Below are 22,932 nucleotides of genomic sequence, written 5' to 3' on the forward strand. Positions count from 1 at the left end.
CGCGCGGTATTGCCAAGGCGCTGGCGGCCCATTACCTTGGAGCCAAAGGAGCAGCCATGAAGACCGATGCGCGACTCGTGCGGCAGGTGCTCGATCTGGGGCCGCTGGAACGGGCGGAACTCATCGAGGTATTGCAAGCCAGCTTCGACGAGGCCGGCGACGCCGCCATGGAGGCGGCTTGGGGGCATGAGGCCGAGTCGCGGCTGGACGCTTACGCCGCCGGATCGCTCCGGGCGGTGCGCGCGGCCGACGTCTTCGGGAAAATCGTCGGCTAGCCAGCGTGGACGTCCTTTTTCTTGAGCCGGCCGTCCGCGAGTTCGAGGACGCCGTTTCCTACTACAATGCCGAATGCTCCGGTTTGGGCTTTACTTTCGCTACGGCTGTGGAAAAGACGCTTTCCCGCATCGTCGCTCATCCAGACGCTTGGCATTCGCTTTCGCCTCGCACCCGTCGCTGTCGCGTGCCGGGATTTCCCTATGGGATCATTTACCAGCAAGGCAGTGATTCCGTCGTGGTCGTCGCCGTCATGCACATGCGTCGCCACCCTGCCCACTGGCGCGACCGGATAGCGCGTCGTCCTTGACCCGTTGAAAGTTTTTGAAAGGGGGTCCGGGGGAAACTTTTTTCAAAAAGTTTCCCCCCGGCCGCCGGAGGCGTTTTCACGTATGCGGACCATCGGCAAGTATCCCCTGCTCGGCGTGCTGGGCCGGGGCGGCATGGGCGCGGTGTTCAAGGCCAGGGTGCCGGTCGTGGGGCGCGTCGTCGCGGTGAAGCTTTTGCACCCCAACGAGCTGACCCTCGCCTTGTGGGGCCGCGAGCGGGTGGTGCGGGCCTTTCGGGAGGAGGCGGCGCGGCTTGGCGGGCTTTGCCACGAGAACGTGGCCGGGGTGTTCGATTACGGCGAGATCGACGGCTGGCCCTATTTCGTGATGGATTTCCACAGCGAGTCCCTGGGATCGATCATCGGCGAGACCTATCGGGTGGAGGAGCCCAGCCGCCGGCTGCCCGTGCCGCGCGCCGCAGGCTACGCCGCCCAGCTCCTGGCCGGCCTGGCCAGGCTCCACCACGCCGGCATCGTCCACCGCGACGTCAAGCCCTACAACCTGCTGGTCACGGACCGCAACGTGGTCAAGATCACGGACCTGGGGCTTTCCAAGGCCCGGGGCGAGCGCTTCGACGGCCCGGCCAACCTCAAGGTGGGCTCGCCCTATTACGCCGCGCCGGAGCAGGAGGACGACCCCGACGCCGCCGACGCCAGGGCCGACCTCTACGCCGCCGGGGTGACGCTTTTCCGCATGCTGTCCGGCCGGCTGCCCGAGCCCGGCACGACCGCCCTGGACGACCCTCTCGTTTCGGGCGGGGAGGTGTTCGACGGCTTTTTCGCCCGGGCCCTGGCCGTATCGCCGCAAAAGCGCTTCGGGAGCGCCCGGGAGATGGGCGAGGCCCTGGCCGCTTGCCGCCGGGAATGGGACAGGCGGCTCGAAGGGGTCTGCGCCGGGGCGGTCCTTGCCTCGTCGCGCACGCCGGCGGGGGCGGCACGGCCGCGAAGCGAACCGGTCATGGTCGGCCTGCGCCAGGCCAGGTCGGCTTTCGGCCTCGACGCGCTGTGGCGGCCGACGGCCTACTGGCCGGGAGGGCTGGAGGCGCAGGGAAAAGGCCTGTTGCGCGACCCGGACACGGGCCTTTGCTGGCTGCGCGAGGCCGCGCCTTATCCCGTGACCTGGCAGGAAGCGGGTGAGTACGTGGCCGGGCTCAACGCGGCCGGCTGCGGCGGCCATGGAGACTGGCGGCTGCCGACCGTGGCCGAGCTCGTCACCCTGCTGCGGCCAGAACCCACGGGCGAGGGCTACTGCCAGCCGGCGGCGCTTGGCCAGCCCGTGCGCCGGGTCTGGAGCGCGGACCGGGCCAACTACGCCAGGGCCTACGCGGCCGACGTGGAGCTCGGCTACGTGACCAGCGTCGATTTCCGCTGCCCGGTGGCGGCCCGGGCCGTGCGAAACGCTTGAAAAGCCTGGATCAGAGGGGGCATTTCTCCTTGGTCGGGAGCTTGTTGCCGGTCAGGCGCTTGTAGAGGGCTTCCTCGATGGGCTTGTCGCCGAAACGGGCCAGGTCGATCTCGGCCCGGGCCGCGCCGCGATGGCCGCCGGCCGAGCCCACGTCGCCGAACATCTTCGAGGCCATGACGCCCATGTTGCGGCCGATGCCGTCGCCGCGAAAGATCACCACCACCTGCTTTTTGACCACCCCCGAGAGCATGTTCCAGGACAGGCCGTGCACGCGGGTGAAGAAGTCCGCCAGCATGACCAGGAGGTCGGCGCTTTCGATGGCGTCCATGTACACGAAAAGCCCCTTGCTGCCGACGAAGCGCATCTTGCGGAAGGCCTTGGAGAAGAATTTCAGCCAGCGCCGGTGGTACTCGCTGTGGATGATCTTGCGCATAAGCAGCATGTCGGCGAACTTGGTGAGATAGCTGAAGGCCTTGACGTCGGCCTCCAGGAAATGCCGCTCGAAGCTTTGGGTGTCGGCCTTGATGCCGTAGACCAGGGCCGTGGCCAGGAGCTTTCCCGGCCGGATACGCATGTTGTAGAGATACTCCGTGAGAATGGTGCTCACCGAGCCGTAGCCCGGCCGGATGTCCACGAAGGGCGCCTTGACCGGGCTGTCGGTCTTGACCGGATGGTGGTCGATGACGATGCTGAACGAGCACTGCTTGAAGTCCGGGTGGTGGTGCGGCTGGGAATCGACCATGGCGAAGTGGTCGTAGCGGTCGCGCAGTTCGGGCGTGAGCATCTGCGTCGGGATGCGCAGGAAGCGCATCATGGCCAGGTTGTCCGGCCGCTTGACCTCGTTGACGTGAGCGATGCCCACCTCGGCCACGCGGTGGACCATGATGCGCCGCAGCGCCATGGCCGAGGCCATGGCGTCTGGGTCGGCGTTTATCACGATGAGCCACTTGTCCTCGCGCCCGAGCATGTGGGCCAGGCGCGCCGTTTCCAGGGTCAGCTTGCGAAAATAGCTCATGAGGCGTTTCCCTTGGGCGTCACTTGAGCGTCAGGGCGCAGCCGGCGACCACGAGGCGCACATCGCCGGCCAGGGCGGCGACGGTCTGGTTGCAGCCGCCCAGGGCGTCGGCGAAGCGCCGCATGGCCGCGCTCGCGCCAAGTCCCCCCAGCCCGACCTCGGTGCTCACCACGATCAGTTCCGGTCCGTGCGCCGCGGCATAAGGGCTCAGGGCTTCCGTAAGCGCTTCGGGACACGATCGCATGGCATTTTCGTCATGGCAGGCGAAGAGCCAAAAGTCCAGGCTGTCGAAGAGAAGAGTGCCCCCCCGGGGGGCCTCGGCGGCGAGCACGTCCATGGCGGTCGCCCCGGCCTCGATGACGGCCACCCCGGGCGGCCGGGCCCGCTTGTGGGCGGCGATGCGCTCCCGGAACTCGAAATCGAGCGCCCGGCCCGTGGCCAGCACCCGGCGCGGGGCCGCGCCGGCCAGCAGCAACCCCTCGGCCAGGGCCGACTTGCCGGAGCGCACGCCGCCAAGGAGCAGCCGGATCATTCCCTCTCCGCCGGACAGGCGGTGGACGCCTGCCCGCCGCAGGCCAGGGCGTCCAGCACGTGCAGGCTCTCCATCAGGTGGACCGGGGCGAAGACCTCGACCACCACGGTCTCGGGCCGCAGGTTGGCCAGCATCCAGACGAGGACCTCCCGGCCCTCGGGCGACAGGCAGCCCAGGGTGCGGTGGCTGTGGCGCCGTCCGGGCGGCGGCCCCTCGGCTCCGAAGGGCGAGTAGACATGGAGCATGCGGGTCAGGCGCGCCAGGTCCGGGTCGTGGGCGGGCAGGGCGTGGCCCATGGCCAGCATGTGGCCGAGATCCAGGCACACGCCGCAGCCGGCCGCGGCGGCCATGGCCGTGACGTCTTCCGGCGAGATTCCCTCGGTGTTCTCGAGAAGCACGGTGGCCGGATCGCGGCCGGCTGCGGCCAGGGCGGCCAGGAACGCCTCCAGGGCGGCCAGGCTGTCCGGGGGATGGAGCACCATGGCCCAGGGCACGAGGCGGGCCGTGCTTTTGAGCAGCCCCTCCATGGCGAAGAAGGCGGCGTCGCCGCCGTGCCGCCAGGGCAGGTCCAGAGGCAGGTGCAGGTGGTAGCGCAGGCCGAAGTCCTTCTTCGGCAGGTCGTCCGGGCCGTAGGCCAGGCAGCTTTCGAGTTCCAGGAGATAGAGGCCGACCTCGTCCACGGTGCGGGAGAGCAGGCGGCAATTGGCGGCGGCGGTGTCGGGCCACACGCAGCTCGGGGCGGCGACGCGCCAGGATACGGCGGGGTTGCATTTTTGTATCATTATAAAATCGTTAGGGATAAAAGTTGGATGGAAAACTTGAGGAAAGGTTTCCCCGGGAGTATGGAATCCCGGTCGTAAGGGTTTTTAGGGCGACGGCTCAGCATCGCCGGTTTCGCGGACCGCGGTCCGCCGTTTTCAAAGTGATGGCGTTATGCGACAGATTCGAGACTTCGTGCAGCATTTCTTCAATCCGCTGCACGTGTATTGCCGGCTCAAGGACATGGGCGTCAAGACGCCCACGGCCCACCGGATGACCAGGGCCTACGAGCGCTACCTCTGGCGCTTCATCTGGTAGAATCCTCGACCCCGAACAGCGGCAGCTGGCGCGCCTGGCTCACGGTGCGCGCCACCAGGGCCGAGCGCCGCACCCCCCCGAGATCCAGGTTTTCCAGAAAGCGCGAACGCTTGAGCATGAACCGCCGGCCGTAGAGGTCGCGGCGCACGGCGTGGGACAGGTACAGCCGCCTTTTGGCCCGGGTGAGACCCACGTAGAAAAGCCGGCGCTCCTCGTCCTCGTCCATCTGGCCGGCCAGGTGCCCGGGCTTGCCCGTGAGGAAGTCCGCACCGGCGAAGGGCAAAAGTCCGTCCTCCAGGGCCGGCAGGAACACGGCGGCGAATTCCAGCCCCTTGCCCGCGTGCAGGGTCATGATGCGGACCTTCTCGGCCCGTCTGCCCACCAGTTCCAGCTCGGTTTCGCCGGCGACGTAGTTCAGCAGGCCGGCCCAGCCGCCGTGGGCGTCGAAGGCCCGGCACAGCTCGCGAAATTCCGGCCCCTGCCAGAAAAGCCGGTCGAAGGGCGCGATGTCCTCGAGATAGGCCGAAAGCCCGAGCGGCCCCTTGGCCAGCACCCGGTCCGGCAGAGTGGGGGGCTTTTCCACGTCTTCGGGCACGGGCAGCCCCAGCAGCCGGCCGGCGGCGGCCAGAAGCAGGCGCACGCGCGGCTCGTTGAAAAAGGCGTCGGCCTCGGGCGCGGCGCAGGGGATGCCGAAGCGCTCCAGGCTCTTGCGGATGGGGCCGATGAGCGCCGAGACGCGCACGAGCACGGCGATGTCGGCCGGGGACAGGGTGTCTGCGGCCAGGTCCCGGGCCAGGGTCAACGAGGTGCCGCCGAGAAGCGCGCTGATGCGTTCGCCCATCCAGCCCGCCTCGCCGGCGGCGGTGGGGGCCTCGAAAAGCTGTATTTCCGTGGTGGCGGTGGTGTCGCGGCTTAAGCGCGACACCAGCGGCGCGCGGCCGGGAAAGAGGCCGGCGGCCAGGTTCAGGAGCGGCTGGGTGGAACGGTAGTTTTCGGCGAGCGTGGCCACGGCCAGATCCGGCCACAGGGCCGTGAGCTCGGCCCTGGCCGCGCCCGTCGCGCCCCGGAAGCCGTAGATGGCCTGGTCCGGATCGCCGATGGCGAAAAGGCTGGCCCGCTCCCGGCCGACCAGGGCCGCGACCACGGCCAGTTGCAGCGCGGTCAGGTCCTGGACCTCGTCCACCAGCACGTGGGAGTAGGGCGGCCGCTCGCCCCCGGCCGAGAGCTTCTCCAGCCAGTATTCCAGCAGGTCCGTGAAATCCAGCAGGTTCCAGTCGGCCTTCTGGCGGGCGTAACGGGCGGCGTAGAGCCCCGGGCCCACGGTCGCGGCGTCTTTCGGGGCCTGCAGGCGCTCCCGGGCCAGGGACAGGTCGCGCCAGGCGCTTCGCAGCTTGGCCCCGGTCAGTTCGGGGTTGGCCGCGGCGAAGAGCCGCCGGGCGGCGTCCTCGGAAAGGAGCACCGGCTCCTGGCCGCCGGCCCGGGTCCAGGCCTCCAGGGCCAGGGCGTGGAGGGTGTCGGCCCGGGGCAGGTTCTGGGCGGTTTGCGCGCCGTCGCCGCCGGCCAGGCGCTGGCGCAGCTCCTCGGCCGCCCGGCGGGTGAAGGTCACGGCCAGGATGTCGCCGGCCGGGATGCCGGCCGCGAGCAGGGCGCGGATCTTGGCCAGAAGCGTATGGGTCTTGCCCGTACCGGGGCCGGCCACCACCAGCACGTGGCGGCCGCCGTTCTCCACGGCCGCCTGCTGGGAGGGGTTGAGGCTGCGGCGCGTGACCACGGGCGCGGGCGGCGCGGTCCGGGGCGGCGGGGCGGGGGGAGGCTCGGGGGAGGCGTCGTCGCCGCCGGCCGGGTCGCGCGGCCGGGCCGCCTTGGCGGCCGGGGGCGGCACGGCCAGGTAGCGGCCGCTTTTGAGCTCGCGCTGCTCCTGGGGGGTGAAGACCGAGATGCGGCCGTATTCGCCGTCGAAGCCGGGGCGGCGCAGCACCCGGCCGGCGCGCATCCGGGCCACGGCCTCGCCGAGGATGGCGTCCACCCGGCCGAGGTCCTCCACGGGCGCGTCGCGAAGCACCGTGAGCTCCGCGCCGAATTTGGCCAGCAGCCGGGCCACCAGCCCCCGGGCCTTGGCCGTCTTGGCCCCCACGCCCATGACCTCGCCGGCAATCTCGTCAAGCGGTATGAGCGAGGTGAACCCCGGCATGCCCTCGGGCCGGACGGGCTCGGTGCGGTCGGCCAGTTCCAGCACCCGGTGCAGCACCCCGAGCGTCAGCGGCTTGCCGCACACCGGGCAAAGCCCCCCGCGCGCCTTGGCCTCGGCCGGCTCCATGACCACGCCGCATTCGCGGTGGCCGTCCAGGTGGTACTTGCCCTCCTCGGGAAAGAACTCCACCGTGCCGCAAAACCGGGGCCCCAGGCCCTGGCCGCGCAGCGCCCGGTAGATGCCCTCGTAGGAGGGGTCGCCGGAAAAGAGGTTGCATTCGCGGCCGAGCTTCTCGCCGGAATGGGCGTCGGAGTTGGAGACCAGGCGGAAGCGGTCCAGGGCCGACAGCGTCCAGTTCATCTCCGGGTCCGAGGACAGCCCCGTCTCCAGGGCGAAGATCTCCTTGGCCAGCGATCCGTAGCATTCCTCCACCGAGTCGAAGCCGGACTTGGAGCCGAACAGCGAAAACCACGGCGTCCAGATGTGGGCCGGCACCAGAAAGGCCATGGGGTCGGTTTCGAGCACCATCTCCAGCAGGTGGCGGCTGTCGAGGCCGAGGATGGGCCGGCCGTCCGAGGCGAGGTTGCCGACCTTGGCCAGCTTGCGGTTGAGGCTTTCGGCCGCCTCGTAGGTGGGGACGTAGACGAGGTTGTGGACTTTGCGGACCTTGCCGCCGCGCTTGTAGATGGAGCTGATTTCCGCCGAGAGCAGGAAGCGCACGCGCCCGGAGGGGCTGGCGTCGGGCAGCCAGGGGAGTTCCCGGCCGAGGTGGGCCGGGTCCTTGAGGCGAAACAGCCCCGAAGCGTCCGGGGCGAGGGCTTCCTGGAGCTCGGAAAGCCAGCCCGGGTGGGTGAAGTCCCCCGTGGCCACCACGGTCAGGCCCTTGACCTCGCCCCAGGCGGCCAGGTTTCGCGGGGTGAGCCCCTTGCTCGTGGCCCGGGAGTGGCGGGAATGGATATGCAAGTCGGCGAGATACTGCTCCATGGGCCAAGGCATACAGAGATTGCCAAAAGGCGGCAAGGGCCGGCCGCGGCGGCGCAATAAAAAGGGGGAACGCTTTCGCGTCCCCCCTTGGCAATCATGCGATTGCGCGGCAGCTTATTTGGCGGATTCGCCGGAAGCAGCGCCGTGCATCTTGATCTCGACCTTCTCGGTCAGGCCCTCGTAGTACTTGCGCAGGATGACCAGGACCTCGTCGCGGCCGAAGTGATCCGGGATCTCGCCGCCCTCGGACAGCATCTTGCGCAGCTTGGTGCCGGACAGGATGACGCGGTCTTCCTTGGTGTGCGGGCAGGTGCGCAGCGAAGCCATGCCGTCGCACTTGTAGCAGTAGAAAGTCCAGTCGATCTTCAGCGGCTGGCAGAGCAGGGCCTGGCCGGGCTTGGGAGCCTTGCCGTCGGCGTAGGGGATGCGGTCGAAGATCTCCTGAGCCTCGAACATGCCGTAGAAGTCGCCGACGCCGGCGTGGTCACGGCCGATGATCATCTTGTTGACGCCGTAGTTCTGGCGGAAGGTGGCGTGCAGCAGGCCTTCGCGGGGACCGGCGTAACGCATGTCGAGGGGGTAGCCGCCCTGGACCACGTTCTTTTCCACGAAGTAGTGCTTGACCAGGGTGTCGATGCACTCGACGCGGACTTCGGCCGGGATGTCGCCGGGCTTCAGGTTGCCGATCAGCGAGTGGATGATGACGCCGTCGCAAACCTCAATGGCGATCTTGCACAGGTATTCGTGGGAGCGGTGCATGGGGTTGCGCAGCTGCAGCGCGGCGACGTTGGCCCAGCCGCGCTCGTCGAAGATGGCGCGGGTCTCGGCCGGACGCAGGTACACGCCCTTGTACTTGGTCGGGTACTCGCCCTCGGACAGGACCTTGACCGGGCCGGCCAGGCAGATGGCCTTGCGGTCCATGACCATCTTGACGCCCGGGTGGTCTTCCAGGGCGACCTTCCAGAACTTGTCGTCGGCGGAATCGTCGCCATGGCCCTTGTAGACCATCTCGGATTCCCACTTCTTGTCGGCCTCGGTCAGCTCGAACTTCTCGGTGACCTTCATGGTGGCGAAAATTTCGCCCTTGCGCTCAAGGGTGATTTCCTCGCCGTCCTTGATGGCGGCGGCTTCTTCCTTGGTCACCGCCAGCACGACGGGAACCGGCCAGAAGGTGCCGTCGGCCAGGGTCATCTTCTCGACGACGCTCTTCCAATCGGCCTTGGTCATGAAGCCGTCCAGGGGCGAGAAACCGCCGATGCCGATCATGATCAGGTCGCCCTTTTCCTGGGCGGTGATCTCGACCTTCTTGAGGCCGGCGGCCTTCTTCAGCTCGGCTTCCTTGGCAGCGCCCTCGAGCAGGCGAATGACCAGACCTTTGCCTCCATGCGGCGGAACCAATTTGGACATGTAGCGCCTCCTTACCGGTGATTTTGTTGAAGTTTCCGCGTAGCACCTGGGTGGTCGGATGGAGTCCGGAGCCGACCGTGCCCATGAGTGCAGCCGGTATACACCACGGAGAGGGGAATACCAAGTGAAAAATGTATCAAAGGGCACGAAATTGTCCCCGAGCCCCGTGCGAAAGGGCGGATTTCGTGTCCGGTCGCGCACCCTGCCTCGCCCGCATTGACCTTGCCCCCGCCTTCCATTATGTGCCTTGCCGACCCTAAGCGGCGTTTCGCCAAAGGCCCCCCCACGCATGGATATCTCGCGCATCAGAAATTTCAGCATCATCGCGCACATCGACCACGGCAAGTCGACGCTGGCCGATCGCATCCTCGAACTGACCGGCGTCATCACCGCCAGGGAGATGCGCGAGCAATACCTCGACCGCATGGACCTCGAGCGCGAGCGCGGCATCACCATCAAGGCCCAGACCGTGCGCATTCCTTATAAGGCCGCCGACGGGAACGAGTACATCCTCAACCTCATCGACACCCCGGGGCACGTGGACTTCTCCTACGAGGTCTCGCGCAGCCTGGCCGCCTGCGAGGGCGCGCTGCTCGTGGTCGACGCCACCCAGGGCGTGGAGGCGCAGACGCTCGCCAACGTGTTCCTGGCCCTCGACAACGACCTGGAGATCATTCCGGTCCTCAACAAGATCGACCTGCCGAGCGCCGACCCGGAAGCGGTCAAGGCCGAGATCGAGGAGGCCATCGGCCTGCCCTGCGCCGACGCCGTGTCCGTCTCGGCCAAGACCGGAATCAACGTCGGGGCCGTGCTCGAACAGATCATCGCCAAGATCCCCCCGCCCAAGGGCCATGCCGACGCGCCGCTCAAGGCCCTGGTCGTGGACTCCTATTACGACTCCTACCAGGGCGTGGTGGTCCTGTTCCGCGTCATGGACGGCACGGTCAGGCTCGGGCAGCGCATCAGGATGATGTCCAACGGCGTGGACTTCGAGGTCGTGCGCCTGGGCGCGTTTTCCCCGGGCCCCATCGACATCCCGTCCTTTGGCCCGGGCGAGGCCGGGTTCCTGTGCGCCAACATCAAGACCCTGACCGACGCCAGGGTGGGCGACACCGTCACCCTGGCGGACAACCCCGCCGCCGAGGCCCTGCCGGGGTTCAAGGAAGTCAAGCCCATGGTCTTTTGCGGCCTCTACCCGGTGGACGCCGCCGAGTACGAGATCCTCAAAACCGCCCTGGAGAAGCTGCGCTTAAACGACGCCGCCTTCACCTACGAGCCCGAGACGTCCCAGGCGCTCGGGTTCGGCTTCCGCTGTGGCTTTCTGGGCCTGCTCCACATGGAGATCATCCAGGAGCGGCTGGAGCGCGAGTTCGGGGCCAGCCTCATCGCCACCGCGCCCTCGGTCATCTACAAGGTCGAGACCCTGTCGGGAAAGACCATCTCCATCGAGAATCCGAGCAAGCTGCCCAAGACCCAGGAGATCGCCGCCCTCTACGAGCCCTACGCCAAGCTCGAGATCCACACGCCCAACGAGTACGTCGGCGGCGTGTTCAAGCTGTGCGAGGAAAAGCGCGGCATCCAGAAGGACGTGCGCTACCTGACGGCCACCCGCGTCATCATCACCTACGAGCTGCCCTTCGCCGAGATCGTCTACGACTTTTTCGACCGGCTCAAGTCCGCCACGCGCGGCTACGCCTCCCTGGACTACGAGATCATCGACTACCGGGCCTCGGACCTGGTCAAGCTCGACATCATGATCAACGGCGACCCCGTGGACGCCCTGGCCGTCATCGTGCACCGCGACAACGCCTACCACTACGGCCGGGCCCTGGCGCTCAAGCTCAAGCGCGTCATCCCGCGCCAGCTCTTCGAGGTCATCATCCAGGCCGCCATCGGCACCAAGATCATCGCCCGGGAGCGCAACGCCCCCATGGGCAAGAACGTCACGGCCAAGTGCTACGGCGGCGACATTACGCGCAAACGCAAGCTCTTGGAAAAGCAGAAGGAAGGCAAGAAGCGCATGAAGCGCATGGGCAACGTCGAACTGCCCCAGGAAGCCTTCCTGGCGGCGCTCAAGGCCGGGGACGACTAGCCGGCCGGCACGCCCTTTCTCAACCCCAACCTCCCGCCACGGCCGGCGGCGGCGCGAAACGTCCGCGCCAGGCCGCCCGGCCCGCCCCAACGACAAGGAACCACGCCGATGAATCCAAGATGGCAAAAAATGCTGCTGGAATATCTGGAAGCCCTGGCCGTCGCCCTGGTGCTCGCCTTCGTCATCCGTACCTTCGTGGTCCAGGCCTTCAAGATCCCGTCGGGCTCCATGCTCGACACCCTGCTGATCGGCGACCACCTGCTCGTCAACAAGTTCCTCTACGGCACCCGCATCCCCTTCACCGACAAGGTGATCCTGCCCATCGAGGAGCCGGTCGACGGCGACGTCATCGTCTTCGAGTTCCCCGAGGACACCTCCAAGGACTTCATCAAGCGCATCATCGGCGCGCCCGGCGACGTGCTGGAGATGAAGGACAAGGTCGTCTACCGCAACGGCAAGCAGCTCGACGAGCCCTACGTCAAGCACACCGACCCCAACATCCAGTCCCGCCGCGACAACTTCGGCCCCATCACCGTGCCGCCAGGCAAGTACTTCGCCATGGGCGACAACCGCGACGAATCCTACGACTCGCGTTTCTGGGGCTTCGTGGACAAGGAGAAGATCCGGGGCAAGGCCTGGGTCATCTACTGGTCCTGGGACGGCCCGGCCGACATCCGCTGGAGCCGCATCGGCAACCTCGTGAAGTAGCGGCAGGAGAGAAGACGCCTCCGGCGTCCAGGAGGGGCGAGGCCCCTCCTGGACCTCCCGATTTGGGATGAACCCGGCGGCCGCATTCGCGTGCGTGGCCGGCAGTCGTGAAAGGGGAGCCATGGCGAGGGGAAAGCTCGGACAGTGGACGCTGTTGACCGTGGTCACGGCCTGCGTCACGGCGGTCTTGCGCTTCCTGGAGATGCCGGCGTCCCTGCTGCTCGGCCCCATGCTCTCGGGCATCCTGCTGGCCCTTGGCGGGGCGTCCGTGCGGCTGCCCAAACAACCTTACATCGTGGCCCAGGCCGTCATCGGCTGCCTCGTGGCCCGGGCGGCCACGCCGGACATCCTGCCGGCCCTGCTCGGCAGCGGGCACCTCTTCGCGGCCGTGGTCCTGTCGAGCATCCTCGCGGCCGGGGCCATGGGCTGGCTGCTTTTCCGCCTCCACGTCATGCCCGGGGCCACGGGCATCTGGGGCACCTCGCCCGGCGGCGCGGCGGCCATGGTGATCCTGGCCGACGCCTACGGAGCCGACGCCCGGCTCGTGGCCTTCATGCAATACCTGCGCGTGCTGTGCGTGGCCCTGGCCGCGGCCGGCGTGGCCCACATCTGGACCGACGCTCCGGAAGGGGCCGCCGCGGCCACGGTTTGGTTCCCCCCCCTGGGGATCGCCAACCTGCCGACGGCGGCGCTTATCGTCCTCGGCGCGCTGGTCGGGCTTCGCAACTGGCTGGCCAGCGGGGCCATGCTCGCGCCCATGCTGCTCGGCGGCGGCCTGCGTCTGGCCGGAGTGGTGGAGATCGAGCTGCCGCCCTGGCTTCTGGCCGCGTCCTACGCGGCCATCGGCTGGCGTATCGGCCTGGGGTTCACCCGAAGCGTGGTGGCCCACGCCGCCCGGGCCCTGCCCATGATCCTGGCCACCATCGTCGTGCTCATCGGCTTTTGCGGCGGCCTGTCGGTGCTCTTGGCCCGCACGGCCGGGGTCGATCCCCTCACCGCCTACCTGGCGGCCAGCCCCGGCGGGCTGGATTCGGTGGCCATCATCGCCGCCTCCGCGCCGGTGGACATGCCCTTCGTCATGACGCTCCAGACCATGCGCTTCTTCCTGGTGGTGCTGCTGGCGCCGCCCATGGCCCGGTTCCTGGCCGGCAAGGCGGCGAAGCGGGGCTAGACGAGCTTCCCGTAGAGTTCCAAAATCTCCTCGGCTTCGGCGCGGCGGGGGTTGACCCGGCTGCTGCCGTTTTCCGCCGCCTCGCGGGCCATGTCCGGCAGTGCCTCGGCGTCCACGCCCACGGCGGCCAGGGTGCGGGGCAGGGGCAGCCCGGCGGCGAGCTCAGCCAGGGCCGTGGCAGCCAGGCGCGAGGCGGCGCCAAGGTCCAGGCCGTCCGTGCGCCGGCCCAGGGCCTCGGCCACCCGGGCCATGCGCCCGGGGCAGGCCGGGCGGTTAAACGCCGTGACCAGGGGCAACAGCATGGCGTTGGCTGTGCCGTGGGGCACACCGAAGCGCGCCCCCATGGGCCGGGACATGGCGTGCACGAGCCCGACGGAAGCGTTGGAAAAGGCTAGGCCGGCCTGAGCCTGGGCGTAGAGCATGGCGGCACGGGCGTCGCAGTTGTCCGGGGCGGCCACGGCCACGGGAAGGTTTTCGCCGATGGTTGCGATGGCCGCCAGGGCCAGGGCGTCGGAAAAGGGGTTGGCCAGCTTGGACACGTAGGCCTCCACGGCGTGGGTGAGCGCGTCCATGCCCGTGGCCGCGGCCACGGCCGGCGGCATGCTGGCCGTGAGCTCCGGGTCCAGGATGGCCGCCGCCGGCAGCAGGGTGGGGCCGACCAGGAGCATCTTGTAGCCGCGCGCCGTGTCGGTCAGGACGCTGACCTTGGTCGCCTCGCTGCCCGTGCCGGCGGTGGTGGGGATGGCGATGACGGGCGGCCCCTGGCGCAGGCCGGCCGCGCCTTCCAGGGCGGCCAGCTCGCCCGGGTTGGCCAGCAGGCAGCTGATGCCCTTGGCCGCATCCATGGCCGAGCCGCCGCCCAGGGCCACGATGACGTCGCAGCCTTTTTCCCGGGCCAGTTTCGTGCCGGCGACCACGGTGTCCAGGCTCGGGTCGGGCTCCACCCGGGGGAAGGGCACGGCGGCGACGCCGGCGTGTTCGAGCAGGCCGCACAGCCGCTCCAGGCTGCCGTTTTTGGTGGAAGCGGACCGTCCGGTCACCACCAGGGCGACCTTGCCCAGCGCCGCCGCCTCGGGGCCGGCCTGCTCGATGGCGCGCGGCCCGTAATGGATGCGCGGCGTCGTCTGAAATACTCTCGTGGACATGTATTTCTCCTTGCTACGCGCCCTGCCTTCCCCCAATGGGGAGGTCCAGGAGGGGGTCACCCCCTCCTGGCCGCCGGAGGCGTCTTCCCTCTTCCCGCTCCGCTACGCCTGCGCGCAGTCGGCGGGGTCGCCGCGCAGCTTGTCCAGGCCGTGGGGGATGGCCGGCAGGATGGCGGCCAGGGTTTCGCGCACGGCCTTGGGCGATCCCGGCACGTTGACGATGATGGCCTGGCCCAGCGTGCCGGCCACGGCCCGGGAGAGCATGGCGTGCCTGGTCTTGGCCAGGGAGGCGGCGAGCATGGCCGCCTCGAAGCCGGGCAGGCGCTTCTCGATGATGCGAAGAGTGGCTTCCGGGGTGGTGTCGCGCGGGGAGAGCCCCGTGCCGCCGGTGGTGACCACGAGGTCGAAGCCCTGGGTCAGGGCCAGGTCGACCAGCAGGGCGGTCAGCTCGCGCGGCTCGTCGGGGATGATGTGGCCAAGGGCCAGGGCCACGGGCAGGGCGGCGGCGCAGGCCTCGGCGATGGCCGGGCCGGCGGCGTCGGCGCGAAGCCCCTGGCTGCCCTTGTCGCTCAGGGTGATCCAGGCCAGGGCCAGGCCTTCCTTTTCGGCGCGGTATTCCCGGTCGCCGCCCGGCAGCACGCCGTCGGCCAGGGCCTCGGCCAGAAAGGCCGGGCTTGCCGGCGCGTCGCCGCGCCCGGGGCGGGAGAGCACGGCGACCACGAGGAGCGCCGGCCCGCCGTCGGCCGGGGTCAGGCGCGTGCCGACGCCAAGGCGCGGCAGGCATTCGGCCGCGTGCAGGCAGGTTCCGTATTCCGGGGCGGGGCCCGCGACGACATGCAGCCTGTCGCCGGCGGCCAGGGCCGTGTCGCCGGCGGCGGCGAGGCGGATGGATTGTGGCATGGCGGCTCCCTTTGGGCCTTGCGGTTTTGGTGGCGTTGGGTCAAAAGCGTGCCAACGATACGTCCGAGGCGGGCGGGTTATCAAGCGAGGAGAAGGCATGAAGGGGATCATCTTGGCCGGCGGGTCGGGCACGCGTCTTTATCCCATCACGCGGGTGGTGAGCAAACAGTTGTTGCCCATCTACGACAAGCCCATGATCTACTATCCGCTTTCGGTCCTGATGCTGGCCGGCATACGGGAGATCCTCATCATCTCCACGCCGACCGACCTGCCCCGGTTCCAGGAGATGCTCGGCGACGGGGCGAGCCTCGGCATGTCGTTTTCCTACAAGGTGCAGCCCAGGCCCGAAGGCCTGGCCCAGGCCTTTTTGCTGGGCCGGGAGTTCATCGGCTCGGATTCCGTGTGCCTGGTGCTCGGCGACAACATCTTCTACGGCCAGGGGCTGGCCTCGGTGCTCCAGCGTTGCGCCGGGCTGACCGAGGGCGGCGTGGTCTTCGGCTACAAGGTCCGCGACCCGCACCGCTACGGCGTGGTGGAGTTCGACGCGGCCAGGAACGTGATCAGCATCGAGGAAAAGCCCAAGGAGCCCAAGTCGAAGTTCGCCGTGACCGGGCTCTATTTCTACGACAACGAGGTGGCCGACATCGCGGCCGGGCTCGCTCCCTCGGCGCGCGGCGAGCTCGAGATCACCGACCTCAACAACGTGTACCTGAAGCGCGGCCGGCTCAAGGTGGAGTTCCTCGGCCGGGGCTACGCCTGGCTCGACACCGGCACCCACGAGTCGCTGCTGCACGCCGCGAGCTTCGTCCAGGCCATCCAGGAGCGCCAGGGCGTGCTCGTGGCCTGCCTTGAGGAGATCGCCTACCGCATGGGCTACATCACGGCCGGCCAGGTGGAATCGCTCGCCGGCGACATGCTCAAAAACGCCTACGGCCAGTACCTGATGGAAATGATCCGCGAAAGCTAGGGCCGTTTCCCGTCCCGCAAGCCCCTTTTCCCGGTCGCGCCCGGAATTAGTTCCCCGGTTTACGGGCGCGGCTGCGTTTCGGCGGCCGGGAAAATGAAAGAGCCGCCCGCAGGCGGCTCGAAAAGAAACGGCGTGGCGCGGCGATGGCCGCGGCCGGCCTAGTGGTGGTCGTTTTTCATGTTGTGGCGGATGCGCACCAGGGCCGTGGCGACGATGATGGCCATGTAGATATAGATGGCCGTGACCCCGAAGAAGCCCTGCTCGGTGGAATGGCCCATGTTCGTGACGAGTTCCGATACGATGCTCATAGCCTCTTCTCCTTCGGGTCGATTGGCGCGGTGACGCGGAAGATTCCTACGTCAGGACGGGCGAGGGCGTCAAGGGGGGCGGCCGTTTCTCCCTGCCTGTCCGGCGGTCGGGGACCTGCCGCTTGGTGAAATGCGCTTTCGTTTTTTGCCGACAGGCTGTAGATGAGGCGATACGGGAGAAGCGTTGTGCATCCGAACCAGCCCCAGATTTCCGAAACCGCATCGCCGTTGCGCCAGGCGCTGACTGCGGGACTGCTGACGTTCGTCCTCGGGGGCGGCGGCATGATCCTGCTGGCCCTGGGTTGCCGGGAAGTCTTGGCGGCTTCCTTTCCGGGCCTGGCCACGCCGGGACTGGTGGCGACGGCCTTTTTCCTGGCTGTGTTTCCCGCGCTTCTGGTCGGGCTGGTCGTGGACCGTCACCATCGCCTGCGGGCGGCGCTGCGGCGGCAGGAAGCGGAAGCGGCCGTCGTGAAGGCCGAGCTTTCGCGCAGCAATCGGGCCCTGGTGGCCCTGGGGGCGGTCAACCACGAGCTGATCCACGCCGAGGACCGCGAGACCTTTTTGGGGAGCATCTGCCGGACGCTGGTGGACAAGGCGGGCTACGACCTCGTCTGGGTCGGCATGGCCGACCCCGGCGCGGGCAAGAAGGTCCTCGTGGCCGGCCGGGCCGGCGAGGGGTCCGAATGGCTCGACACCCTGGACGTCCGCTACGAAGACGGCGTCCGAGGGCACGGGCCGGTCGGCACGGCCATCCGAGAAGGGCGGATGGTCTTGATGCCCAGGCTCTCCGAGGAACGTTTCTTCAAGGAGTGGCCGAACCGGCCCAAGGCCCTTGACCGGTACCGTTCAGGCATCGCCTTTCCCCTGCGCATGGGGGCGAGGGTGGCCGGGGCGCTCAGCATCTACGACCGCCAGGACCGGGAATTCGGCGAGGAGGAAATTTCGCTTCTCGCCCAGATGGCCGACGACGTGTCCCACGGGCTGCATGTCCTGCGGTTGTCGGTCACCCGGGAAAGGGCGTTGGGGCTTTTGCGCCAGGCGCTTCGGGCCAGTTCGGTCATGGCCGCCACGTCCCGCGCCCTGGTCGCGGGCGAGCTGGACATGGCGGGCATGGCCAGGCTGGTCCTTTGCCGGGCCATGGAGGCGACCGCCAGTCTCCTCGGGGCGGTGGGCCTGGTGGAGCGGCGGCTGGGGCGGCTCGACTGGCTGGCGACCCTCGGCCCGGCGGGCCCCATCGCGGACGATCCGAGCGGACCGCGCGGCTTTTATCCCGAAGTTTCCGGCGTCTATGTCGGGCCGTTCGCCGCGGCCCTCAACGGCGACGCGCACGTGGTGCAAAACGGCCCCTATCCCCTGGACGCCTTCGGGCCGGCCTTTCCGGGCCAGGGCCTGGTAGGGCGGTTTCTGGCCGTGCCGCTTCGCCGCGTGCGAGGCGGCCCCGGGGGGCTGCTGCTGCTGGCCGACGCCCCGGAGGGCTACGCCGACCGGGACGTGCGGCTCGCGCAGCGGCTGGCCACGCTGCTCGACATGGGCGCGGCGCGTCTCGCCGTCGAGGCGGACCTGGTCGCGGCCAAGCGCCGGGCCGAGGCGGCCGACCAAGCCAAGACGCAGTTCCTGGCCAACATCAGCCACGAACTGCGCACGCCCATAAACGGCATCATGGGCATGGCCCAGCTGGCCATCCTGGAGGGAGCCTCGGGCCGCGAAGCCGAGTACTGGCGCACGGTGCGCGAATCCACCGACCGGCTGGTGGACATCGTGGACAACCTGCTGGAGCTGGCCAGCGTCGAATCCGGATCGTTCTCCCCCATGCTGCGGGAGTTCTCGCTGCGCCGGCTGCTCGAATCCCTGCGTTCGGCCTATTCGGTGCGGGCGGGACTGGCCGGGCTCGGCCTCGACGTGCTGGTCGAGCCGTCCCTGCCGGACAAGCTCATGGGCGATTCCTTCCGGCTGCGCCAGATCCTGGCCCACCTTCTGGACAACGCCATCCGCTTCACGCCGACCGGGACCGTTTCCCTGCGCGCCGACCGCCTGGACCCGGAGTCGGTCCGGGAGCGGGTGCTGGTGGCCAAGGACTTCAGCGGGTTGAGCCTCGTTTTTTCCGTGGTCGACACCGGCGTCGGCATTCCCAAGGACCGGCAGACGACGATCTTCGAGAGCTTCACCCTGGGCGAGGAGCTTTTGACCAAGCGCTTCGGCGGCACGGGCATGGGCCTTTCCATCGCGCGTCGGCTGGCCGAGCTTCTGGGCGGCAGCATCTGGGTGGAGAGCCGGCCGGGGTTCGGCAGCACCTTCCGTCTGGCCGTGCCCCTTTGGCCGGTGGCTCCGCCGGAGCGGGAGGACGGCGGGGCGCATGCGCCGACGGCCCTGCCGCCGCTTCGCTTCCTGGTGGTGGAGGACGAGGCCATCAACCGCCTGGCCCTGGCGCGGGGGCTTCGCAAGCTCGGCCACGAGGTGGAAGAGGCGGCCAACGGCGAGGAGGCGCTGCGCAAGCTCTCCATGACGCGGGTGGACGTGGTGGTCATGGACATCCAGATGCCGGTCATGGACGGACTCACGGCCGTGGCCCACATCCGCAACGGCGAAGTGCCGGGGACGAGCCGCAAGCTGCCCGTGGTGGCGCTGACGGCCTACGCCCTGGATGGCGACCGGCAACGGTTCCTGGCCGCCGGCATGGACGAATTCGTGACCAAGCCCTGCGACATGGACCAGCTCTTGCGGGCCGTGGCCAAGGTGGTCGGGGTCAAGAGCGCGGCGGAGGGGGCGTCCTAGCCCAGCCTCTGCCGGTCCAAGTTCCTCAGGTTCACGGCCTCGGCCAGATGCTCCACGCGAAGCTCCGCGTCGCCGTCGAGGTCGGCGATGGTGCGGGCGATGCGCAGGATGCGCGTGTGCGCCCGGGCCGAAAGCCCGAGCCGCCGCACCGCGCCGTCCAGGAAGGCGTGCCCCTCCTGGCTCACGGCGCAAAATTTCGACAGCCACTTTCCCGACAGCCGGCCGTTGACCGAAAAGGGCAGCCCGGCGTAGCGCGCCGCCTGCGTCTCGCGCGCCGCCAGCACCCGGTCCCGCATGACCGTCGAGGTCACGGGCGAGGCCTCGGCCCGCAGCTCCTTGTACGGCACCGCCGGCACCTCCACCTGCAGATCGATGCGGTCGAGAAGCGGCCCGGAAAGCCGCGACCGGTAGCGCCGCACGTCCCCGTCGGCGCACACGCAGGCGTGGCGCTCGTCGCCGAGATAGCCGCACGGGCAGGGATTCATGGCCGCCACGAGCATGACGTCGGCCGGGTAGGAAAGCGACACGGCCGCCCGGGCGATGGTCACCTTGCCGTCCTCCAGGGGCTGGCGCAGCACCACCAGCACCGACTTCTTGAATTCCGGCAGCTCGTCTAAAAACAGCACCCCCCGGTGGGCCATGGACACTTCGCCCGGGCGGGGATAGGAGCCGCCGCCGATGAGCCCGGCGTCGGAAATGGTGTGGTGGGGGCTGCGGAAGGGCCGGGCCGTCAGCAGCCCCGCCCCGTCCAGCCGGCCGGACACGGAGTAGATGGTCGTGACCTCGAGCGCCTCCTCGAAGGACAGCGGCGGCAACACCGTGGGCAGGCGCTTGGCCAGCATGGTCTTGCCCGAGCCCGGCGGGCCGATGAAAAGGAGGTTGTGCGAGCCCGCCGCCGCGATCTCCACCGCCCGCTTGGCATGGGCCTGCCCCTTGACCTCGGCGAAGTCCTCGCCGAAGGGGGCCGCCTCGCCCACGGCGGCGAAGGGCGGAGCCGCGGCCGGGGAAAGGGCTTCCTCGCCGGAAAAAAAGCGCAGCACCTGCGCCAGGTCGTCGGCGGCGTAGACGGAAAGTCCCGCGACCACGGCCGCCTCGTCGGCGTTGGCCCGGGGCACGACCAGGCCCCTGGCCCCCTCGCGCCGCGCCCGGGCCGCCAGGGGCAGCACCCCGGGCACGGGCTTGAGCTCGCCGGAAAGCGACAGCTCGCCGCACAGGAAATAGCCCTCCGTGGACCCCGGCGGCACGGCCTCCACGGCGGCGAGCAGGGCCAGGGCCAGGGGCAGGTCGTAGCCCGAGCCTTCCTTGCGCATGTCGGCCGGGGCCAGGTTGACGGTGATGCGCGCCGGCGGCAGGCGCAGGCCGGCGTTTTTGAGCGCCGCGAACACCCGCTCCTTGCTCTCGCGCACCGCGCCCTCGGCCAGGCCGACCATGGTGAACGACGGCATGCCCTGCCTGGAGAGATCGACCTCCAGGGTGACGGGATGGGCCTCGATGCCGAGAAGCGCGCCGGTGGTGATTCGGGAAAGGCTCATGATATTTCATGGATCGATAGCCCGGGTATGCGGCGGGCGCAAGGATTTTGGCCGGGGCGGGCTTTCCATCCGCCGCGGCAGGTGGTAGCCTTGACGCTGGCCGGCCCGATCCGGCCGGCGGCCCCACCCTCCACCGGGAACCTCAAGGCATGCTCCTGCCCCGTTTCTCCCTGACGCGTTCCGTCGGCGGCGCCGTGGTTGTGACGCTCGTGTGCGTCAACACCGTGCTGTTGGCCGCCTTCGGCGTGCTCGACTACATCGGCGAGAAGCACCGCCTGGAAACCGAGCTGCGCGTCGGCGCGAGCCTGGCCGCCTCCCAGCTCGCCGAGAACCTGTCCCGGCCGCTGTGGTTCCTGGAACGCGAGAACATCGTCCAGCTCATGGACGGGCTCATGCAGAACGAACGCGTGGCCGCCGTGGTGGTCACGGAAGGCGATTCCGGCAAGCCCTACGACGGCCGGGGCCGGGACCGCGACTGGCAGCCTGCGCCCCTGACCACCCATCCCGCCCTGGATCGCGTCCTGTCCGAGAAGCGCGACATCCGCTTCGAGGGCCGGCCCGTGGGCACGGTGGAAGTGCAGCTGACCCGGCGCTTCATGGACCGGGAGCTCGACGCCGCCCTGGCGCGCATCGTCTTTCGCATCCTGTGCCTCAACGCCGCGCTCGGCCTGGCGGCCATCCTCGTCGTGCGCTGGCGCGTCATCGCGCCCCTGGCCCGGCTCGAACGCTACGCCCTCCGGGTGCGCCTGGGCGACCCGTCGTGCGCCACGGAGCCCGAGGGCCTGCGCGGCGAGCTGGCCAGCCTCGGCCGGACCATGCACGAGACCGTGCTGCGCCTGACCTCCACCGAACGCAAATACCGCGACATCTTCGAGCACGCCACCGAAGGCATCTTCCAGACCACCCTCGAAGGCCGCATGCTCTCGGCCAATGCGGCCATGGCCGCCATGCTCGGCTACGATTCGCCGACCGAGCTCATGGACGCCGCCGACGACGTCGGCGTGCGGCTCTACCATTCCCCCGACGATCGCCAGGTCATGCTCGAGCGCCTGCTGCGCGAGGAGGCCATCGCCGGCCTGCAGCTGCGCTTCCGGCGGCGCGACGGCCAGACCATGTGGGTGCTGCTCAATATCCGCCTGGTGCGCGACGCCGCGGGCGCGCCGCTTTATACCGAGGGCACCCTGTCCGACGTCACGGCCCGGGTCCGGGCCGAGCACCGGCTGGAGATCCTCAACCGCCACCTGCGCAAGGCCGTGGAGGAACGCACGGGCCGGCTGGCCGAGAAGGCCCGGGAGCTCGAGGCGGCCAACGTCCGGCTCACCGAGCTCGATCGGCTCAAGTCCGGCTTCCTGGCCACCGTCTCCCACGACCTGCGCACCCCCCTGACCTCCATCATGGGCTTCGCCAAGCTCATCAGCCGGGATTTCGGCAAGTTCTTCGCCCCCTTCGCCGCCGGCCACGAACGCCTGACCGCCCAGGCCACGCGCATCACGGCCAACCTTTCCATCATCGAGCACGAGGGCGAACGCCTCACCCGGCTCATCAACGACTTCCTGGACCTGTCCAAGATCGAGGCCGGCCGGGCCGACTGGCGCGACGTCGTGGTGGACGTGGCCGAGGCCGTCGCCCGGGCGGCCGACGCGGTCAGCGCCGATTTCGCGGCCAAACCCGAGGTGTCCTTCGCCATGGATGTGGCGGACGGGCTGCCGTCCCTCCGCATCGACCCCGACCGGCTGACCCAGGTGCTGGTCAATCTCCTCGGCAACGCGGCCAAGTTCACGGACGAGGGGGCCGTACGCCTGCATGCCTTCGTCGCGGGCGATATGCTGCGGGTGGAGGTGACGGACACCGGCCAGGGCGTGCCCAGGGAATCCCTGGAAAAGATCTTCGACAAGTTCCACCAGGCGCAAGTCAGCGACACCGTGACCGAGGGCCAGCGCCGCAAGGGCACGGGCCTGGGCCTGGCCATCTGCCGCCAGATCGTGGAGCACTACCACGGCCGCATCTGGGCCGAATCCGAACTGGGACGCGGCAGCGCCTTCATTCTGGAGCTGCCCTACCTCCGCAAAGACGCCTGAGACCAGCCGCCACCCCGTTGCATGATTCCGCAAGGCAGGAATTTCCG

General features: G+C 69.0%; 19 protein-coding genes. 10 read left to right on the forward strand and 9 right to left on the reverse strand.

What is annotated here, in order from left to right; genetic code table 11:
* Window positions 1-56 precede the first annotated feature (56 nt).
* The 3 genes from Q1K70_RS15700 (at window position 57) to Q1K70_RS15710 (ending at window position 2,006) form a co-directional block, all read left to right on the forward strand.
* On the forward strand, window positions 57-275 hold the full coding sequence (locus tag Q1K70_RS15700; protein WP_300161428.1) for an addiction module protein: 219 nt from the start codon (window positions 57-59) through the stop codon (window positions 273-275).
* 5 nt (window positions 276-280) lie between these two features.
* Complete coding sequence (locus tag Q1K70_RS15705) at window positions 281-583, forward strand: type II toxin-antitoxin system RelE/ParE family toxin (protein ID WP_300161430.1); 303 nt, start codon at window positions 281-283, stop codon at window positions 581-583.
* 82 nt (window positions 584-665) lie between these two features.
* The gene (locus tag Q1K70_RS15710; protein WP_300161432.1) at window positions 666-2,006 is read left to right on the forward strand and encodes a protein kinase; all 1,341 of its coding nucleotides are present in this window, start codon (window positions 666-668) and stop codon (window positions 2,004-2,006) included.
* Between the two features lie 10 nt (window positions 2,007-2,016).
* Here the strand turns inward: Q1K70_RS15710 and Q1K70_RS15715 are convergent, their stop codons facing one another.
* The 3 genes from Q1K70_RS15715 to cbiR are packed head-to-tail and all read right to left on the reverse strand — an operon-like array spanning window position 2,017 to window position 4,335.
* Window positions 2,017-3,021, reverse strand: a complete 1,005-nt coding sequence (locus tag Q1K70_RS15715) for a DHH family phosphoesterase (protein WP_300161434.1) — start codon at window positions 3,019-3,021, stop codon at window positions 2,017-2,019.
* 19 nt (window positions 3,022-3,040) lie between these two features.
* A complete protein-coding gene (locus Q1K70_RS15720; RefSeq protein WP_300161435.1) occupies window positions 3,041-3,553 on the reverse strand; it encodes a bifunctional adenosylcobinamide kinase/adenosylcobinamide-phosphate guanylyltransferase in 513 nt (170 codons plus the stop codon).
* Window positions 3,550-4,335 (reverse strand): cobamide remodeling phosphodiesterase CbiR, encoded by a 786-nt coding sequence (gene cbiR / locus Q1K70_RS15725; RefSeq protein ID WP_300161437.1) that lies wholly within the window; start codon window positions 4,333-4,335, stop codon window positions 3,550-3,552. The genes Q1K70_RS15720 and cbiR overlap by 4 nt, the downstream gene beginning before the upstream one ends.
* A gap of 151 nt (window positions 4,336-4,486) precedes the next feature.
* Between cbiR and Q1K70_RS15730 the strand changes: the two genes are divergently transcribed.
* The gene (locus Q1K70_RS15730; protein ID WP_300161439.1) at window positions 4,487-4,630 is read left to right on the forward strand and encodes a hypothetical protein; all 144 of its coding nucleotides are present in this window, start codon (window positions 4,487-4,489) and stop codon (window positions 4,628-4,630) included.
* Here the strand turns inward: Q1K70_RS15730 and Q1K70_RS15735 are convergent.
* Window positions 4,620-7,805: a UvrD-helicase domain-containing protein gene (locus tag Q1K70_RS15735; protein ID WP_300161441.1), complete on the reverse strand. Its 3,186-nt coding sequence runs from the start codon at window positions 7,803-7,805 to the stop codon at window positions 4,620-4,622. The genes Q1K70_RS15730 and Q1K70_RS15735 overlap by 11 nt on opposite strands.
* Before the next feature lie 114 nt (window positions 7,806-7,919).
* Window positions 7,920-9,212 (reverse strand): sulfate adenylyltransferase, encoded by a 1,293-nt coding sequence (sat, locus tag Q1K70_RS15740; protein ID WP_300161443.1) that lies wholly within the window; start codon window positions 9,210-9,212, stop codon window positions 7,920-7,922.
* 289 nt (window positions 9,213-9,501) lie between these two features.
* Between sat and lepA the strand changes: the two genes are divergently transcribed.
* From lepA to Q1K70_RS15755, 3 genes are all read left to right on the forward strand, one after another.
* Entirely contained in the window at window positions 9,502-11,304 is a 1,803-nt protein-coding gene (gene lepA / locus Q1K70_RS15745) for a translation elongation factor 4 (protein ID WP_300161445.1), read from the forward strand.
* Between the two features lie 108 nt (window positions 11,305-11,412).
* Window positions 11,413-12,012, forward strand: a complete 600-nt coding sequence (lepB, locus tag Q1K70_RS15750) for a signal peptidase I (RefSeq protein ID WP_300161447.1) — start codon at window positions 11,413-11,415, stop codon at window positions 12,010-12,012.
* 121 nt (window positions 12,013-12,133) lie between these two features.
* Window positions 12,134-13,183: an AbrB family transcriptional regulator gene (locus Q1K70_RS15755; RefSeq protein WP_300161449.1), complete on the forward strand. Its 1,050-nt coding sequence runs from the start codon at window positions 12,134-12,136 to the stop codon at window positions 13,181-13,183.
* Here the strand turns inward: Q1K70_RS15755 and Q1K70_RS15760 are convergent.
* Both Q1K70_RS15760 and Q1K70_RS15765 read right to left on the reverse strand, forming a co-directional pair.
* Window positions 13,180-14,328, reverse strand: coding sequence for an iron-containing alcohol dehydrogenase (locus tag Q1K70_RS15760; RefSeq protein WP_300161451.1), 1,149 nt, complete (start codon window positions 14,326-14,328; stop codon window positions 13,180-13,182). The genes Q1K70_RS15755 and Q1K70_RS15760 overlap by 4 nt on opposite strands.
* 102 nt (window positions 14,329-14,430) lie before the next feature.
* A complete protein-coding gene (locus tag Q1K70_RS15765; RefSeq protein ID WP_300161452.1) occupies window positions 14,431-15,228 on the reverse strand; it encodes a MogA/MoaB family molybdenum cofactor biosynthesis protein in 798 nt (265 codons plus the stop codon).
* 97 nt (window positions 15,229-15,325) lie between these two features.
* Between Q1K70_RS15765 and rfbA the strand changes: the two genes are divergently transcribed.
* Complete coding sequence (rfbA, locus tag Q1K70_RS15770; RefSeq protein WP_300161454.1) at window positions 15,326-16,195, forward strand: glucose-1-phosphate thymidylyltransferase RfbA; 870 nt, start codon at window positions 15,326-15,328, stop codon at window positions 16,193-16,195.
* A gap of 158 nt (window positions 16,196-16,353) precedes the next feature.
* Here rfbA and Q1K70_RS15775 read toward each other — a convergent pair whose 3' ends face one another.
* Window positions 16,354-16,503, reverse strand: coding sequence for a hypothetical protein (locus Q1K70_RS15775; RefSeq protein ID WP_300161456.1), 150 nt, complete (start codon window positions 16,501-16,503; stop codon window positions 16,354-16,356).
* 186 nt (window positions 16,504-16,689) lie between these two features.
* On the opposite strand from Q1K70_RS15775, the gene Q1K70_RS15780 reads away from it, so the two are divergent.
* Entirely contained in the window at window positions 16,690-19,275 is a 2,586-nt protein-coding gene (locus Q1K70_RS15780) for a response regulator (protein WP_300161458.1), read from the forward strand.
* Here the strand turns inward: Q1K70_RS15780 and Q1K70_RS15785 are convergent.
* The gene (locus Q1K70_RS15785; RefSeq protein WP_300161460.1) at window positions 19,272-20,807 is read right to left on the reverse strand and encodes a YifB family Mg chelatase-like AAA ATPase; all 1,536 of its coding nucleotides are present in this window, start codon (window positions 20,805-20,807) and stop codon (window positions 19,272-19,274) included. The two genes, Q1K70_RS15780 and Q1K70_RS15785, sit on opposite strands and share 4 nt — an antisense overlap.
* Window positions 20,808-20,956: 149 nt before the next feature.
* Between Q1K70_RS15785 and Q1K70_RS15790 the strand changes: the two genes are divergently transcribed.
* The gene (locus tag Q1K70_RS15790; protein ID WP_300161462.1) at window positions 20,957-22,885 is read left to right on the forward strand and encodes a PAS domain-containing sensor histidine kinase; all 1,929 of its coding nucleotides are present in this window, start codon (window positions 20,957-20,959) and stop codon (window positions 22,883-22,885) included.
* The last annotated feature ends 47 nt before the right edge of the window (window positions 22,886-22,932 follow it).

The organism is Solidesulfovibrio sp., assembly GCF_029978005.1.
Taxonomy (GTDB): domain Bacteria; phylum Desulfobacterota; class Desulfovibrionia; order Desulfovibrionales; family Desulfovibrionaceae; genus Solidesulfovibrio.

Excerpts from the sequence above, each read along its gene's own strand:
- cbiR (WP_300161437.1), bottom strand. The coding sequence starts at position 4,335 with ATGATACAAAAATGCAACCCCGCCGTATCCTGGCGCGTCGCCGCCCCG.
- Q1K70_RS15730 (WP_300161439.1), top strand. The coding sequence starts at position 4,487 with ATGCGACAGATTCGAGACTTCGTGCAGCATTTCTTCAATCCGCTGCAC.
- Q1K70_RS15720 (WP_300161435.1), bottom strand. The coding sequence starts at position 3,553 with ATGATCCGGCTGCTCCTTGGCGGCGTGCGCTCCGGCAAGTCGGCCCTG.
- Q1K70_RS15785 (WP_300161460.1), bottom strand. The coding sequence starts at position 20,807 with ATGAGCCTTTCCCGAATCACCACCGGCGCGCTTCTCGGCATCGAGGCC.
- Q1K70_RS15760 (WP_300161451.1), bottom strand. The coding sequence starts at position 14,328 with ATGTCCACGAGAGTATTTCAGACGACGCCGCGCATCCATTACGGGCCG.
- Q1K70_RS15710 (WP_300161432.1), top strand. The coding sequence starts at position 666 with ATGCGGACCATCGGCAAGTATCCCCTGCTCGGCGTGCTGGGCCGGGGC.
- lepA (WP_300161445.1), top strand. The coding sequence starts at position 9,502 with ATGGATATCTCGCGCATCAGAAATTTCAGCATCATCGCGCACATCGAC.
- Q1K70_RS15735 (WP_300161441.1), bottom strand. The coding sequence starts at position 7,805 with ATGGAGCAGTATCTCGCCGACTTGCATATCCATTCCCGCCACTCCCGG.
- Q1K70_RS15775 (WP_300161456.1), bottom strand. The coding sequence starts at position 16,503 with ATGAGCATCGTATCGGAACTCGTCACGAACATGGGCCATTCCACCGAG.
- Q1K70_RS15765 (WP_300161452.1), bottom strand. The coding sequence starts at position 15,228 with ATGCCACAATCCATCCGCCTCGCCGCCGCCGGCGACACGGCCCTGGCC.
- sat (WP_300161443.1), bottom strand. The coding sequence starts at position 9,212 with ATGTCCAAATTGGTTCCGCCGCATGGAGGCAAAGGTCTGGTCATTCGC.
- Q1K70_RS15700 (WP_300161428.1), top strand. The coding sequence starts at position 57 with ATGAAGACCGATGCGCGACTCGTGCGGCAGGTGCTCGATCTGGGGCCG.
- lepB (WP_300161447.1), top strand. The coding sequence starts at position 11,413 with ATGAATCCAAGATGGCAAAAAATGCTGCTGGAATATCTGGAAGCCCTG.
- Q1K70_RS15755 (WP_300161449.1), top strand. The coding sequence starts at position 12,134 with ATGGCGAGGGGAAAGCTCGGACAGTGGACGCTGTTGACCGTGGTCACG.
- Q1K70_RS15790 (WP_300161462.1), top strand. The coding sequence starts at position 20,957 with ATGCTCCTGCCCCGTTTCTCCCTGACGCGTTCCGTCGGCGGCGCCGTG.
- Q1K70_RS15715 (WP_300161434.1), bottom strand. The coding sequence starts at position 3,021 with ATGAGCTATTTTCGCAAGCTGACCCTGGAAACGGCGCGCCTGGCCCAC.
- rfbA (WP_300161454.1), top strand. The coding sequence starts at position 15,326 with ATGAAGGGGATCATCTTGGCCGGCGGGTCGGGCACGCGTCTTTATCCC.